Raw genomic sequence first — 15,135 nt, 5'->3', positions numbered from 1 at the left:
CCGAGTTTATTTATAATTTTTTGAAATGAATGTGTTCAGTAAAATAATATTGGGGCAGTCTTCATTATTTCGTTATGCCTGATTAATAATACAAATTAAATAAAGGAGATTAAAATGAAAAGGTTAACTTTTACTTTTTGTTTTATAGCTTTACTCCTGTTTGTAGTAAGTTGTACTATGCGGTTAGGGGATTTTTACAATCCTTTCAACAAAAAATGTTGAATTAGGAGCAAAATACGAAAAAGTTGGAACTGGAGAAGCTAAGGACGAAGTTTTTGTTCTTTATGTACCATTGGGCTCTCCCAATATTGAAAATGCAGTTGATAAAATTCTTGAAGAAAAAGATGGTGATTTATTAACTAATACTGTTATTAGTTTTTATAATTATTCTTTTCTAATTGGTGTAATGGGTTATAATGTAAAGGGGGATGTGTGGAAACGTGTAATGACATCAAATATCGATAATACAAAAGATTATTATGAGTTAGTTCAATATAATGGTGAATTATTCTTGGTATCGTGTAAAGATCCTAACAGGATGATTAAAGCTTATGAAAGACATAACAAATGATAATTTAAAATATATAAGAAAGATTTTATAACATAATCAGAATTTGTAATATTCATTAATAATATCAAAAGCCCGTTGGGTAATAAAATGCCTGACGGGTTTAATTTTAAAATTCATCTTTAATAATTTTTCAATAGATTTAAAATAACACTTAAGCAAATACAATTAATAATTACTTTTATTGTTAATAGTATATTTGAAATTTATTTCCATTGATTAATTTTATTAATCTCTTCTCTATTTAATTTATTCTTTTTGCCATGAAATTAACTTTACCAGAGGATTATTTTTAAATTAGAATTCCTTTGCTTTAATTCATATTTTTAAAATGAAAATGACTTCTATAAGGGGAAAATTTATGTCACTAAAAAAAGCACCCAAACATAGTGAATTAAAAGTAGAAGATTTAAAATGGACTTGCGACCCCCAAGTATTTGATTTTGAAAGCACAGAAAAATTAGAACCAATCGAAGGAATAGTTGGTCAGGAACGTGCTATTAAAGCATTGAGAGTTGGTGTGGAATTAAAAAGTCCAGGTTATAATATTTTTGTTGCTGGATTATCTGGTACTGGCAAGCTTACTACAATTAAAAAAATGCTCGAATCGATTGTCCCAAATAATTCAGCTGAACTTTATGATTATGCATATGTAAATAATTTTAAAGATGAAGATAGACCACTATTATTGCAATTTCCTGCTGGTATGGCAAGAAAATTTAAAAGGGATTTAAATAGAGCAATAAGATTTTTACAGGAAAGAATTCCTCAAGTTTTATCTAACGAACCATTTGTATCCAGAAAAAAACAATTACTTTCTGAATATACTAAAAAGCAGAGAGCAATTATGCTTGGATTCGAAGATAAATTGCGTAAAGATAATTTTACACTTGGCGAAGTTAAAATGGGCGAAATGGTGCGACCCGAAATTCTGGCTGTAATTGATAATCAACCTTTCTTTGTTACTCAATTGCAGGATTTAGTTAATGAACAAAAACTAACTCAAGATCAGGCTCAGGAAATTTTTAATAAATATACATCTTATCAGGAAGAACTTCAGCAGGTTTTTAAAGATAGTTTAAAACTTACTCAGGATTTTCAAGAAAAAATAATTCAACTCGAAACAGAAGCTGTAAGAGTAATTGTTAATGTTACAATTGATGATTTGAGAAAGAAATATAAATTCAAAAAAGTAAAATATTATCTCGATCAAGTAGCTGAAAATATTATTCTTAATCTTGATGTCTTTAAAGGTCAAAAACCAATTAGAGAAGAAACCGAGAGTGGCATTATAGTCGATTATTTGAAAGAATATGAAGTTAATATTATTCTGGATAACTCACACACAAAAGAAACACCGGTTATTATTGAGACAAGTCCAACATATACAAATTTGTTTGGTACAATTGAAAGAATAAGTGATGGACATGGCGGATGGTATGCAGATTTTACAAGAATAAAAGCAGGTTCATTGCTTAGAGCAAATGGAGGATTTCTGGTTATTAATGCACTTGATGCTTTTAGTGAACCAGGAGTATGGAAATCTTTAAAACGAGTTTTACTTTATGGAAAACTGGAAATCCAGGATCTCGCAAATCTTTATCAGTTCGCTCCAAGTATTTTAAAACCAGAACCAATCCAGATCGAAACAAAAGTAATTCTAATTGGCAATAATTATATTTATTCAATTCTATCTGCTTACGAAGATGATTTTAATAAAATATTCAAAATAAAAGCTGATTTTGATTATGAAATGACTAAAACTGATAAAGCATTAAATGAATATGCAAGAGTTATAAAAAAATTAATTGAAACTGAAAAAATACTTGAGTTCGATAAATCTGCTATTGCAAAAGTGATTGAGTATGGGGCAAGATATGCAGGAGAAAAAAATAAATTAACAACTCGATTTGCTTACATTGCAGATTTAGTTCGAGAAGCAAGTTTCTGGGCACGTGATAATGGCGATAAAATGGTTACTGATTATCATGTTGTTCAGGCATACGAAGCTTCAAAAGAACGACATGGACTTTATGAATCTAAACTTTCTCAAATGATTCATGATGGAACTTTATTAATTGATACAGAAGGTGAACGTGTTGGAACTGTAAATGCTCTTGTAGTTTATCATAGTGGTTCTTATTCATTTGGTAAACCATCAAGAATTACAGCTTCTGTTTCTCTTGGTAGTGGAAATATCATTAATGTAGAACGTGAAGCTGGTTTAAGTGGTAGTACACACAATAAAGGTGTATTGATAATTTCTGGTTACTTCAGAGAAAAGTTTGGTAAACACATTCCTCTTTCGTTTACTGCAAGTCTTGCTTTCGAACAGGGATATGGATTTATTGATGGAGATAGTGCTTCAATTACAGAAATTTGTGCTTTGCTTTCTGCTATTTCTGGAATTCCAATAAAACAATCAATTGCAATAACTGGCTCTGTTAATCAAAAAGGAGAGATTCAACCAATTGGTGGAGTTAATGAAAAAATTGAAGGATTCTTTGATGTTTGTAAAAGAAAAGGTTTGAATGGAAATCATGGTGTAATAATTCCATTGCAGAATGTTAAAGATCTTATGCTGAAAGATGAAGTAATTAATGCTGTTAAAGAAGGAAAATTTCATATATATCCAGTATCAGAAGTATCAGAAGCAATCGAAATATTGACAGGTATTAAAGCAGGAAAAGTTTTAGCTAATGGTCGACACGAAGCCAACACAGTTTTTGGTCTTGTTGAAAAAGAATTAATTGCAATGAAAAAAAGACTGAAATCAACACCAACTAAAAAATCTGATTCAAATCAAGAGACAAGTTCTACAAAGAGCAGGAGAAAAAAGAAGAGATGACAAACAACTTTGCTAAAACAAAAATTCTTGTAACACTTGGTCCATCAACAGATACAAAAGAAAAACTTGAAGCTATAATTGATGCAGGAGCAGATGGATTTAGACTGAATTTTTCTCATAGTAATCATGCTTATTTTGAACATTTATTTCATTTGATTAATGATATATGCGTGGAAAAATCTTTACCCATACCAATTTTAATTGATTTACAGGGACCAAAAATTAGAATAGGAGATTTAATTCAACCTGAAATAGAAATTTATTCTGGCGATACAATTGAGATTACTACTCAAAATATCATTGGAACAAAAGAAAAAATTTCTACGAGTTATTTAAAACTTATTGATGATTCCCAGATTGGTGATTTTATTTTAATTGATGATGGCTTAATAAAACTTGTTATTGAAGAAAAGAAAGATGATTCACTAATTTGCAGAATACTGGAAGGGGGAATACTCAAACCCAAAAAAGGAATGAACTTGCCAGGCATGAAACTAAGCACTCCTTCTGTTACAGAAAAAGATTTAAATGACCTCGAATTTGCTCTTAAACATAGAGTTGATTTTATTGCTTTATCTTTTGTGAGAGAAGAAAATGATATAATAAATTTAAGAAAGTGGCTCGAAGAAAAAGGTTATAAGATACCATTAATTGCAAAAATAGAAAAGAAAGAAGCTGTTGATAATTTTGAAAAAATACTTAAAGCTTCAGATGGAATTATGATAGCTCGAGGGGATCTTGGAGTTGAAATCGGGGTTCAACAGGTGCCAGTAATTCAGAAAAAAATTATACGAAGATGTAACGAAGTGGGTAAACTTGTAATTACAGCAACACAAATGCTTGAATCGATGATACAAAATTTTGTACCAACAAGAGCTGAAGTTTCTGATATTGCTAATGCTGTTCTGGATGGAACAGATGTGGTTATGTTAAGCGGTGAAACATCTGTCGGAAATCATCCAGTAGAAGCTGTAAAAGTAATGAAACAGATTTTACTTACAACAGAATCAGAATTCCCTGAGCATGAGAATATATCTTATCAAATACCTGAAAATATTTTTGAAAATATGATTGATGCTAGTGGTGCTGCAGTGGTAAAAACAGCTGAACAATTGAAAGCTTCTGCAATAGTTATATTTACACACTTTGGAATAAAAGCAAATATTGTTTCTAAATTTAGACCAGAAGCAAAACTTTTTGCCATTTCAGATAAATTTGAAACACTCAACACCTTAAATCTTCACTGGGGAATTAAACCATTTTTTCTTGACAAAATTAGAGATGAAGAAAGTGCAATTCAGAATTCAATGAATTTACTTAAAGAAAAAAATTTGATTAAAGATGGAGATGTAATTATTTTTACAGCAGGCGAACCAATGAAAGATAAAGGAAGACGAACCTGGATAAGATGTGTTGTTGTTTGAAAAATATTCTTACTATATCTTAACTATCTTGGCGCTCTCTGCGGTTTAAGTTTTGAAACCGCAAGGATCGCAAAGAAGACACAGAGAATTCAAACATTACTTACTTTGTAGTTTAATTAAATATTTCGATCTGGATCTTTAAATGAAAAGTATGAAAGGGAAAAGATGATTGCACAATTAGAAAATTTGAAACTGGCAAAATGGTGGGAACCAACTAAGAATAATAAAATTCTCTGCACATTATGTCCTCGCTATTGTACTATTGGCGAAGGTCAGGCTGGATTTTGTTTTATAAGACAAAATATTGGTGGCAAATTATATTCAATTGGTTATGGAAGACCGACAGGTTTTGCAATTGATCCAATCGAGAAAAAACCACTCAATCATTTTTATCCTGGCACACAAATTCTAAGTTTTGGAACAGCAGGATGTAATCTTGGATGTAAATTCTGTCAGAACTGGTCAATTAGCAAGGCACGCCTTGATAATACAAACTCAATTGAAGCTTCACCGGAAGATGTGGTTGCACTTGCAAAAAAGTATCAGGTGCCCTCAATAGCATTTACTTATAACGATCCTGTTATATTTGGTGAATATGTTATTGATATATCAAAACTTGCAAGTGAAGAAGGAATTAAATCTGTAATGGTTACAGCTGGTTACATTGATAAAGAGGCGCGTAAAGAGGTCTATAAATATATTGATGCAGCTAATGTGGATTTAAAAGCTTTCTCGGAAGAATTTTATCACAAATTAACTTTTTCTCACCTTGAACCTGTACTCGATACTTTAAAATGGTTAAAGCATGAAACTGATGTCTGGTTTGAAATTACTACATTACTTATTCCTCAGGAAAATGATTCTCCCGATGAAATAAAAAGAATGTGTGACTGGATACTTGAAAATCTTGGAGATAGTGTGCCATTGCACTTTACTGCATTTCATCCCGATTTTAAAATGAGAGATAAAGAAAGAACTCCATCATCAACACTGCGAATGGCAAGAAGTATTGCTCTTGAGTCTGGAATAAAATATTGTTATACAGGTAATATTCACGATGTTGATGGTCAAACAACTTATTGCCCGAATTGTAAGAAAGAATTGATTGTACGCGACTGGCATTCAATACTCAAATATAGACTCAAAGAAAATAAATGTAGTTATTGTGGCTTTGAGATAGAAGGAAGATTTTAATTGATTTCTTGAAAATAAACACAGAGGGCAATGCAAATTTTTTTATTCACTCATGAAATTTTTAGTGTATTTTTTTATGATAATCGATATATTAACAAAAACTTTTCCTATCATTGTTATAAATAAATTAAACCTACATAAAAGGGGGTATGTATGAAAAAAATAGTTTATTTCTGTTTTGTAATTTTCTTCGGTACACTTTTAGTATCGAATGTATCAGCACAGAGCAAAGAATTAAGAATTGGTAAAATCTTTGCTAAAGAAGAAGCAAATCAATTATTTGGGAAACCATCGATCACAATTCCCGTAAGAAAAGATTTGCTAAAAGCAGCTCTTGCTAAGGCAGATAAATATGTTTTCTTTTCATTAAAAGGTAAATTGCCTTTAATTCTAAATTCGAGACGAATTTCGTTATTGGGAGATAATGTTTCGTTAAGTGCTAATGAGAAAGCTTTTGTATTTAGTAAAGAAGTAGTAGAAGAATTTTTAAATAGCAGTAAAAGTTCAGTAATTTATTTTGAAATAAGAGGATTAAATAACTTGGAACTAAACACAACAGCTACTTCACCAAATGCAGTGTTTAGTTTGAGTGATGGTGTTTATACGTTGGAAGCTTCAATGATTTGTCCACCAGCATGTATATAATTCAATGATAGATATATTAAAAAATCTCTTTTTTATAAGTATTATTATTTGGTTATTACCAGCTTTTAGACAAAGAAAAAATAAATTGTTTTTTTATTTTTTGATTTTAGCAATTAGTGATCCAATATCAATATTGCTTCAATATGTTAAACTTTCTAATTATGTAACTGCATATTATATGCTTGTTTTTTTTATGTTATTGGTGTTTTCGATTAATGTTAATAATAGAATTAAATACAAATATTTTTATTTACTTATTGGACTGATATTATTATATGTTGGATTCTTCGGGGGAATAAATTTACATTATTTTATTTACATACTTTTACATTGGTTTATATTTATAAATTTTTTAAAGGAATTTATTATAAATGCTGTTTCAATGAATTCTATTAACATATTCTATTTAGTATTAATGTTTTATGAATTAACTATAATTACAAAAATATTAAATCTTGTATTAGGTTTTTCTGATGCTACTGCATTTTATTTTATTACAAGTATCTTTCAGATCGCCTTTGGACTCTTCTTTTCAATCTTTAGAGAAGATAAAACCCGTATCGCTCTTAAGTCCAGATAATCCGGTTTTATTTTCTCTAATTTTGATAGTTGTAGTCCTTTCTGTTATCTATGTTTTCTTCAGGTATATTGTTTTACCTATGCGAAGAAAACATATTATTGAAGAGGAGAAATTAAAAAATCAGCAGACAGAGCTTATGGCTCTGTTTGCTGAACTTGCACCTGATCCAATTTTCCGATTTGATAATAAAGGTAAAATTATTCTTGCAAATAATTCAGCTCATAAAATTATTCCACATAGAATGCTTCTTGGTGAACAGGTAGATACTGTATTACCATTTATAAAAGAATTTGATATTGAAGATATTATTCAGAATGGAAAAACTATTACCTATACAGATTCATTAGCAGGGAATCCATTTCAATTTTTGATTGCAGGGATTCCAAAATTGAATGTGTGTCAGGTTTATGGAAGAGATATTAGTGAATTGAAAAAGACTGAGCGTGAATTAAAAATTGCTCTCGAAAAAGCTGATGAATCCCGCAAGTTGAAAGAATATTTTTTATCTCAAATATCACATGAAATTCGTTCTCCACTCAATGTTATTATAGGTTATGCAGACTTATTCGCTAACGAAAAAGATATTACTGAAGAGAAAAAGCATGCATATCTTGCTATGATTAATAATAGTAAAAGACTTTATCGTACTTTTGATTTACTTATAAATATGTCTCAGGTTCAAACGCATCAATATCAACCACGTTTTGAACAAATAGACTTAAATGCTGTATTAAAAGCAGTGTATAAAGAATTCGAAAGTCACGCAGAAGAAAAAGATATTAAGTTAATTGTTAATAGTAAGAATAATGATGCAATTGTAATTGCAGATCATTATTCTATTTCTCAATCATTAATTCAACTTGTTGATAATGCAATAAAATATACAGAACATGGTAAAGTTGAGATTACTTTAGATAAAAGGGAGAACAATTTTATAATAGAAGTAGCCGATACCGGGATTGGAATATCGGAAGAGTATTTAAAAAAATTATTTACACCTTTTACTCAAGCAAATATGTCTTATACACGTTTATACGAGGGTACAGGATTGGGACTTACACTCGTTAAACATTTTCTTGACCTTAATAAAGCAGAAATAAAAGTAAAAAGTGAGCCTGGGAGGGGCTCGGTTTTTACAATTATCTTGAAAGGAGATATGAAATGGAAGTCTTAGATAATAAGAAACCCAAAATTTTAATTACCGATGGCGATGCTGATAATCAAAAGTTTCTAAAATTATTTTTAAGTAAGTATTTCATTGTAACTGTGTGCGATTCTGCAGAAGCTGTTTACAATCATCTCCAGAACGATAATTATGATTTAATAATTTTAGAAATTGCTTTAAGAGGAAAAACAAACGGTCTTGAATTAGCAAGTGAACTTAAGAAGAATCCTAAATATTCACACATTCCTATACTTTGTTATACAGGCTATGCATTTCATCAGGATAGAATTAATGCACTCGAAGCAGGATGTGAAAAGTATCTTAGCAAACCAACGGATATAAGGATTTTATTGAGCACACTTTTTAATATGTTAAAAGGGAAAAATTTTTCTTTTGATGAGCAGTTAATTAATAATATATGTTTTTCACAATTATAAATTTGTAAAGAGACACGAATCAATTCTTTAGATTCGTGTCTCTATTTTTTTAAGTTCCTGCACTATAATCTTTTATATATTTTATCTGTTCTTTGGTAAGTTTATCAATCTTATAGCCCATAGTTTTCAATTTAATTTCTGCAATTTCCTGATCCTGCTCTTCTGGAATTTCGAGCACCTGAGGTTCTAATTTAATTCCTTTCTTGGCTAAATTAACCAATCTTAACTGAGACATAAATTGATTTGCAAAAGACATATCCATTACTTCAGAAGGATGACCTTCTGCAGCAGCAAGATTAACAAGTCGACCTTGAGCAAGAAGATAGATTTTTCTTCCATCCTTTAATGTGTACTCTTCGTTATTGGGTCGTACAATTCTTTTAGATTTGCTTAACTGTTGTAGTTGAGGAATATTTATCTCACAATCATAATGCCCTGTGTTACATACAATAGCACCATCTTTCATAACTTTAAAGTGTCTGGATACAATTACATCTTTTACACCTGTAGCAGTAATAAATATATCGCCAATTTTAGCTGCTTCGTCCATTGGCATAACACGGAATCCATCGAGAGCAGCTTTGAGTGCGGCAGTTGGTTTTACTTCTGTGACAATTACATTAGCACCCATCCCGGCGGCTCGCATTGCCACACCCCGACCGCAATGTCCATATCCAGCAACCACAAAATTTTTACCTGCCAGTAAAACAGAAGTTGCTCTTAATATTCCATCAATTGATGATTGACCGGTACCATAAACATTATCAAAATCCCATTTAGTTTCAGCATCATTAACTGCAATTACAGGATATAGCAATTTTTTTGCTTCTGCCATTGCACGAAGTCTATGAACACCAGTTGTTGTTTCTTCTGTTCCACCAATAATATTTTTTGCTAATTCAGGATATTTGTTATGAACTGTAAAAATTAAATCTGCACCATCATCTAATGTTAAATTAGGTTTTATTTTAAGAGTTTGTTCAATTGACCAGTAGAACTCTTTTACATTCTGTCCATGCCATGCATAAATTTCGATTCCGTTTTTTGCAAGTGCAGCAGCAATTTCATCTTGAGTTGAAAGAGGATTGCATCCACTCCAGCTTACCTGTGCCCCAGCAGCTTTTAATGTTTCAATAAGAACAGCTGTTTCTTTTGTAACATGTAAACAACCTGCAATCTTAAATCCTTTTAATGGTTTTGTTCTTGAATATTTTTCTCTTAATTCCATTAATACGGGCATTCGGGATTCTGCCCATTCTATTTTTTTTCTTCCTTCTGATGCTAATTTTAAATCTCTTACTTTATATTTTCCTTCTTTAAAATCCATATACTCTCCTTTAACGAATAATTTTTTTTAATGTTGGAACCAGATCTAATCTTTCCCATGTGAAATCTTTGTCATTTCTTCCGAAATGACCGTAAGCAGAAGTTTTATGATAAATTGGTCTTCGTAATTTTAATCTTTCAATTATTCCTCTTGGTGTTAAATCAATTTCTTTTCGTATGATTTTACCAAGTTCAATATCGGGAATAACACCTGTTCCCTTTGTATTTATAAAAACAGAAACAGGTTGAGCAACACCAATTGCATAAGCTAACTGAACAAGACATTCTCTTGCCAATCCAGCAGCAACAATATTTTTAGCAATATGTCTAGCAGCATAAGTAGCACTTCGATCAACTTTTGAAGGATCTTTTCCAGAAAAAGCTCCTCCTCCATGTGGTGCCCAGCCTCCATAAGTATCAACAATAATTTTTCTACCAGTTAAACCGCTATCGCCATGTGGGCCACCAATTTCAAATCTTCCTGTTGGATTAACAAAAAATTTTGTTTTCTTATCAAGAAAATGTTCGGGTATTACTTCTTTAATAACATGCTCAATTACATCTTCTTTTATTTTTTTCTGACTAACATTTGGTTCATGTTGTGTTGAAACAACTATTGCATCAACACGAACAGGATTGTTATTATCATCAAATTCAATTGTGACCTGAGATTTTGCATCGGGACGAAGATAAGGCATTAATTCTGGATGATGTTTTCGAATATCAGCAAGGCGTTTTACAAGTTTATGAGCAAATATAATTGGCATTGGCATAAATTCGGGAGTTTGATCGCAAGCATATCCAAACATCAATCCTTGATCTCCTGCACCACCTTTATCTACTCCCATTGCAATATCAGGTGATTGGGCGTGAATCGAATTTATTACTCCGCACGACTCAGCATCGAATTTATATTCTGCTTTTGTATAACCAATATTTCTAATTGTTGATCTAACAATATGTTCAATATCTAAATAAGCATTGGTCGTAATTTCACCACCAACGACTACAAGTCCAGTCGTTACAAATGTTTCGCACGCAACCCTTCCTTCTGGATCTTGCTTTAAGACAGCATCGAGAACTGCATCAGATATGGCATCACAAATTTTATCTGGATGACCTTCAGATACAGATTCAGATGTAAACAAGTATGACATTTATACCTCACTTATTATTAAAAAAATTCTATCTCAGATGAATCGCCGGCATTTAATTTTTTGAAATTGCCTTTAATAACTGCATTGCTTCCAATTATTGAATTTTCTAGCATTGCTTTTTCTATTTTAGCACCAGAACTAATTATTGAATTTTTTATAATCGAATCAATAATTATACAATCTTCCGATATTGTTGTGTAAGGACCAATGACTGAATTCTTTATAATAGCTTTATCAGAAATAAATACAGGATGATTTATAACTACACCATTATAATCTTTTTTAGAATAATTTTTTGAAAGTAAAAACTGATTTGTGGATAATAAAGTTTCAGGCTTTCCACAATCATACCATCCTTCTACATGAAATGTTGTTATTGTTTCTCCTTTTTCTATCATTAGTTGCAATGCATCTGTTAACTGGTATTCACCTTTTGTTTTAATATCATTCTTAATTATTTCGTTCAAACATTCTTTTAGTAATTTAGAATTAGAAATGTAATATAACCCAACAAGAGCAAGATTTGAAATTGGTGTTTGTGGTTTTTCAATTAATTTTATTATTCGATTGTTTTCACAAACAGCTACTCCAAACCTTGATGGATCTTCAACTTCTTTTACTCCAAGTGAATTAATTTTTTGTGATAATACATTTGTTAATTGAACATCAAAAATTGTATCGCCAAGTATTATGAGAATCTCTTCGTCATCAAAAGTTGGTACTGCTTTAAAAATTGCATGACCCAATCCAAGTAATTCTTCCTGTACTACAAAATCTGCATTTAATTCCTTGTAGTTTTTGTTTATATAATCAATTACTTTCTCCCCCATGTACCCAATTATAAAAGTGGCTTTGAAAATATTTTCAGAAATTATTTTATCAACAATATGCCCTAAGATTGGTTTACCACCAACATTTAATAATACTTTTGGGAGTGAGTATGTATGCGGTTTCAGTCTTGTTCCAAAACCCGCAGCCGGTATTACTGCTCTCAATAATTACTTTTCCTTTTTTTACTTTACCAATTTAATTAATAAGGCATCGTTTATCAAATTTATTACAAATATAGAATTTATATTCTGATGTAATTAAATTAGTATATAAATTATGAGAATCATAAAATTATTCTGGAGATTAATCTATCTATTCTTCATGCTTTTTAAAAATAAAAATAATTAGAGGGAAAAATGGAAAACAATCAGGAAGTTTTAAAATATACATACACTTTCATATTCAATAATGGAACAGAAAAAAAATTTGAAATATTACTTGATAAAAACACACTGGATTTAATTTCATCAAATCAAACAGAAGTAGCAGATTGGGCAAAAAGAGAAAACTTTCAATGTGCTAATGATTTGTGTAATTCTAAGTTTGAAAAATATTGTCCCATTGCAGTTAATATTGATAACATAATAAAATTTTTTAGTGATATAAATTCTTATGAAACTGTAAAGATTTATGCAGAAGTAGATGAGAGAACTTACTTTAAAGAAACTTCTGTTCAAAAAGGTGTTAGCAGTTTAATAGGTATTATAATGCCAGTTAGTGGATGTCCAGTACTTTCAAAATTAAAGCCGCTTGTAAGATTTCATCTGCCATTTGCATCTATTGAAGAAACTGAATTTAGAGTAATTAGTATGTACTTATTTGTTCAATATATGATAATGCAAAGAGGTGGAACTCCAGACTGGGAAATGAAAAAATTAAAACAGATTTACGAAGACATTCTTAAAATTAATCGAGTTCTATCTGAGCGAGTTGCCAATCTTGAAAATAAAGATGCAAGCATTAATGCTATTGTAGCTCTGGATAATTTTGCTCAATTTATTTCAAGTAGTCTTGAATATAATGACCTTTCTGATTTTGAAAATATATTTAAAGAATGGCTTGAGTAAATTAATACCACAAATGAAATTGTAGAACAAAAGCATTATTGCTTTTATCTGGATTTTCGATATTAAATCTATATTGAGGACGAATTTCTATAAAGCTGAAAGGAAAAAATTCAAAACCAAAAATTAGATGCGAAATCTCATCGTTTTTTAATGTAATATCTGGATTAAAACTATCATAGCGTATAATTACATCCAGACCAATCATTAATTGATAAGAAGTCTCGATAAACAATGCAGAAGATTTTGAATTTTTTGATAAATAATTTTCTGCAAAATCAAGTTCACTAAGAATAGAAATATATTTATTACCAACACCTAAAAAGCCACCATATAAAAATGTATTTAATGTTGTGCCTGTAAAATTTGTTTTAACAGATGCAAATGAGCTACCAAATAAAATATTAAAATCTTCGATTGACTGGTTTAATTCAATTCTTGATGTAAATGAAGGATCGCTGCTTAAAAGTGAATTTAGTTTACTTTTACCAGCACTTGCTGTAATAAATATAAAATCATTTATATATGTACCTAATTCAATTCCTGTTTCTGTATAAAAAGGATTATAGATTAATCCTTGAATTTTATTTATTGAAAATAGTAAACCAAAATCTCCACCACGAGTATAAGAAGTATGATCATCAATTCTTATCCCAAAGCTGGGTGTGAATGTTCCGAATTTAATGTAGCTATCATTTGGTAAAATTCTGGCAACTGCATAAGCTTCCCAGATTGATTGAACAAAATCGTATCTACTCATAACATCAATTTTATTTGATAAAGATACATTCAAATAAGCTGAACCTGACATATCATGAAAATCAGCTCTATTTTTTTCTTGTGAATATAAAAGTTGACTGCGGTAGTCTAATCCAAATGAAATATTTTCAGAAAGTTTATTTGAAACAGGGAAATCTTTATCTTTTGCAGAAATCATACTTAAAACATTTTTACCAAAGAAAAAACCATTTTCTTTTCGCATATTGCCGCCCGTAGGATTTACATGACAATCGATACACTTATCACCTAATCTTGCAGAAAATCTTGGAAGTGCTAAAGTATTTCCAGAAAATATGATTATATAAATGAATGAGAAAATAAATAAATATTTTTTCACCTTATTAAAACCATCTTTTTAGATTGATTAAAGTAACCTGCTTTTAATTGATAAATATAGACACCTGATGTAACATCGTTATTATTTTCATCTTTACCATTCCATAGTATTTCGTATGTACCGGGCGATAAATTATCATTAACTAATGTTTTGATTAAGCTTCCATTTATGTCAAAAATATGTAGAGTAACTTTTTCATTTACTGGAATTGCAAAAGAAATTCTTGTTGAAGGATTGAATGGATTGGGATAATTATCAAATAATTTATAGTAATTTTCTATTGATGAACTGTTGATTGAAGAAATATTTGGTATGCTGTTAGGATCTCCTGGATTTGAAACCTGTGAAGAATTGCCAGGATTTGGTTGACCTGGTCGCCATTTCCCTTCTGGATCCTGCAATTCCAGACCATTTGAAAATCCATCTCCATCAGAATCAAGTGAAGCTAATTGCGAATCCCAGAAATCCTGAAAGCCACCAGGAGTTACTCTTGATTCTACTGCTTTACCAAATGCATTACGCTCGCCACCTCCTCCAGGATTTGTATGGCAGTTTGCACACATAAATTTATTTCCATTGGGAATCTTTTCTACTCGAAAGCTTCTTGAAATTATTGTAGTTATTAGTATGAATATTGCAAATACAGAAAGGATTAATGTGTGTTTCATATATCCCCCTAATTTAAAGACATAACTTATATTGTAGATAAATAGTTCAAATCTAAGTGATGGATTCCCATAAAAAGAAATTATGGTGGCTTTTTGTATATGCGAGATTTA

The 15,135-nt window shown here is 30.5% G+C and carries 14 protein-coding genes; 9 read left to right on the top strand and 5 right to left on the bottom strand.

The annotated features are described in order from the left end of the window. Positions 1-292 precede the first annotated feature (292 nt). From VJY38_RS12860 to VJY38_RS12825, 8 genes are all read left to right on the top strand, one after another. Positions 293-571, top strand: coding sequence for a hypothetical protein (locus VJY38_RS12860; RefSeq protein ID WP_353681127.1), 279 nt, complete (start codon positions 293-295; stop codon positions 569-571). A gap of 358 nt (positions 572-929) precedes the next feature. Further along, positions 930-3,416: a Lon protease family protein gene (locus VJY38_RS12855; RefSeq protein ID WP_353681126.1), complete on the top strand. Its 2,487-nt coding sequence runs from the start codon at positions 930-932 to the stop codon at positions 3,414-3,416. Beyond that, the gene (gene pyk, locus VJY38_RS12850; protein ID WP_353681125.1) at positions 3,413-4,840 is read left to right on the top strand and encodes a pyruvate kinase; all 1,428 of its coding nucleotides are present in this window, start codon (positions 3,413-3,415) and stop codon (positions 4,838-4,840) included. Before VJY38_RS12855 ends, pyk begins: the two co-directional genes overlap by 4 nt. Positions 4,841-5,005: 165 nt before the next feature. Beyond that, complete coding sequence (amrS, locus tag VJY38_RS12845; RefSeq protein ID WP_353681124.1) at positions 5,006-6,034, top strand: AmmeMemoRadiSam system radical SAM enzyme; 1,029 nt, start codon at positions 5,006-5,008, stop codon at positions 6,032-6,034. Between the two features lie 153 nt (positions 6,035-6,187). Continuing rightward, entirely contained in the window at positions 6,188-6,679 is a 492-nt protein-coding gene (locus VJY38_RS12840; RefSeq protein WP_353681123.1) for a hypothetical protein, read from the top strand. A 4-nt stretch (positions 6,680-6,683) separates the two neighbouring features. Further along, complete coding sequence (locus VJY38_RS12835; protein ID WP_353681122.1) at positions 6,684-7,259, top strand: hypothetical protein; 576 nt, start codon at positions 6,684-6,686, stop codon at positions 7,257-7,259. Positions 7,260-7,338: 79 nt separating this feature from the next. Further along, positions 7,339-8,433, top strand: a complete 1,095-nt coding sequence (locus VJY38_RS12830; protein WP_353681121.1) for a sensor histidine kinase — start codon at positions 7,339-7,341, stop codon at positions 8,431-8,433. Next, positions 8,421-8,861: a response regulator gene (locus tag VJY38_RS12825; RefSeq protein ID WP_353681120.1), complete on the top strand. Its 441-nt coding sequence runs from the start codon at positions 8,421-8,423 to the stop codon at positions 8,859-8,861. Before VJY38_RS12830 ends, VJY38_RS12825 begins: the two co-directional genes overlap by 13 nt. A gap of 49 nt (positions 8,862-8,910) precedes the next feature. Here the strand turns inward: VJY38_RS12825 and VJY38_RS12820 are convergent, their stop codons facing one another. Genes VJY38_RS12820 through VJY38_RS12810 form a run of 3 tightly spaced genes read right to left on the bottom strand, consistent with a single transcriptional unit; the run spans position 8,911 to position 12,339 of the window. Next, positions 8,911-10,188, bottom strand: a complete 1,278-nt coding sequence (locus tag VJY38_RS12820) for an adenosylhomocysteinase (RefSeq protein ID WP_353681119.1) — start codon at positions 10,186-10,188, stop codon at positions 8,911-8,913. Positions 10,189-10,198: 10 nt separating this feature from the next. Beyond that, the gene (gene metK / locus VJY38_RS12815; RefSeq protein WP_353681118.1) at positions 10,199-11,344 is read right to left on the bottom strand and encodes a methionine adenosyltransferase; all 1,146 of its coding nucleotides are present in this window, start codon (positions 11,342-11,344) and stop codon (positions 10,199-10,201) included. 17 nt (positions 11,345-11,361) lie between these two features. Next, positions 11,362-12,339, bottom strand: a complete 978-nt coding sequence (locus VJY38_RS12810; RefSeq protein ID WP_353681117.1) for a sugar phosphate nucleotidyltransferase — start codon at positions 12,337-12,339, stop codon at positions 11,362-11,364. A 192-nt stretch (positions 12,340-12,531) separates the two neighbouring features. Between VJY38_RS12810 and VJY38_RS12805 the strand changes: the two genes are divergently transcribed. Then, entirely contained in the window at positions 12,532-13,242 is a 711-nt protein-coding gene (locus VJY38_RS12805) for a DUF6901 family protein (protein WP_353681116.1), read from the top strand. Position 13,243: 1 nt separating this feature from the next. Here the strand turns inward: VJY38_RS12805 and VJY38_RS12800 are convergent, their stop codons facing one another. Further along, positions 13,244-14,356: a hypothetical protein gene (locus VJY38_RS12800; RefSeq protein WP_353681115.1), complete on the bottom strand. Its 1,113-nt coding sequence runs from the start codon at positions 14,354-14,356 to the stop codon at positions 13,244-13,246. Continuing rightward, positions 14,353-15,024 carry a FlgD immunoglobulin-like domain containing protein gene (locus VJY38_RS12795; protein WP_353681114.1) on the bottom strand — a complete coding sequence of 224 codons (672 nt, stop codon included), beginning with the start codon at positions 15,022-15,024 and terminating at the stop codon, positions 14,353-14,355. Before VJY38_RS12795 ends, VJY38_RS12800 begins: the two co-directional genes overlap by 4 nt. Between the last annotated feature and the right edge of the window lie 111 nt (positions 15,025-15,135).

The organism is Rosettibacter firmus (assembly GCF_036860695.1).
GTDB lineage: Bacteria > Bacteroidota > Ignavibacteria > Ignavibacteriales > Melioribacteraceae > Rosettibacter > Rosettibacter firmus.
This window is presented reverse-complemented; position numbering and strand designations above follow the sequence as displayed.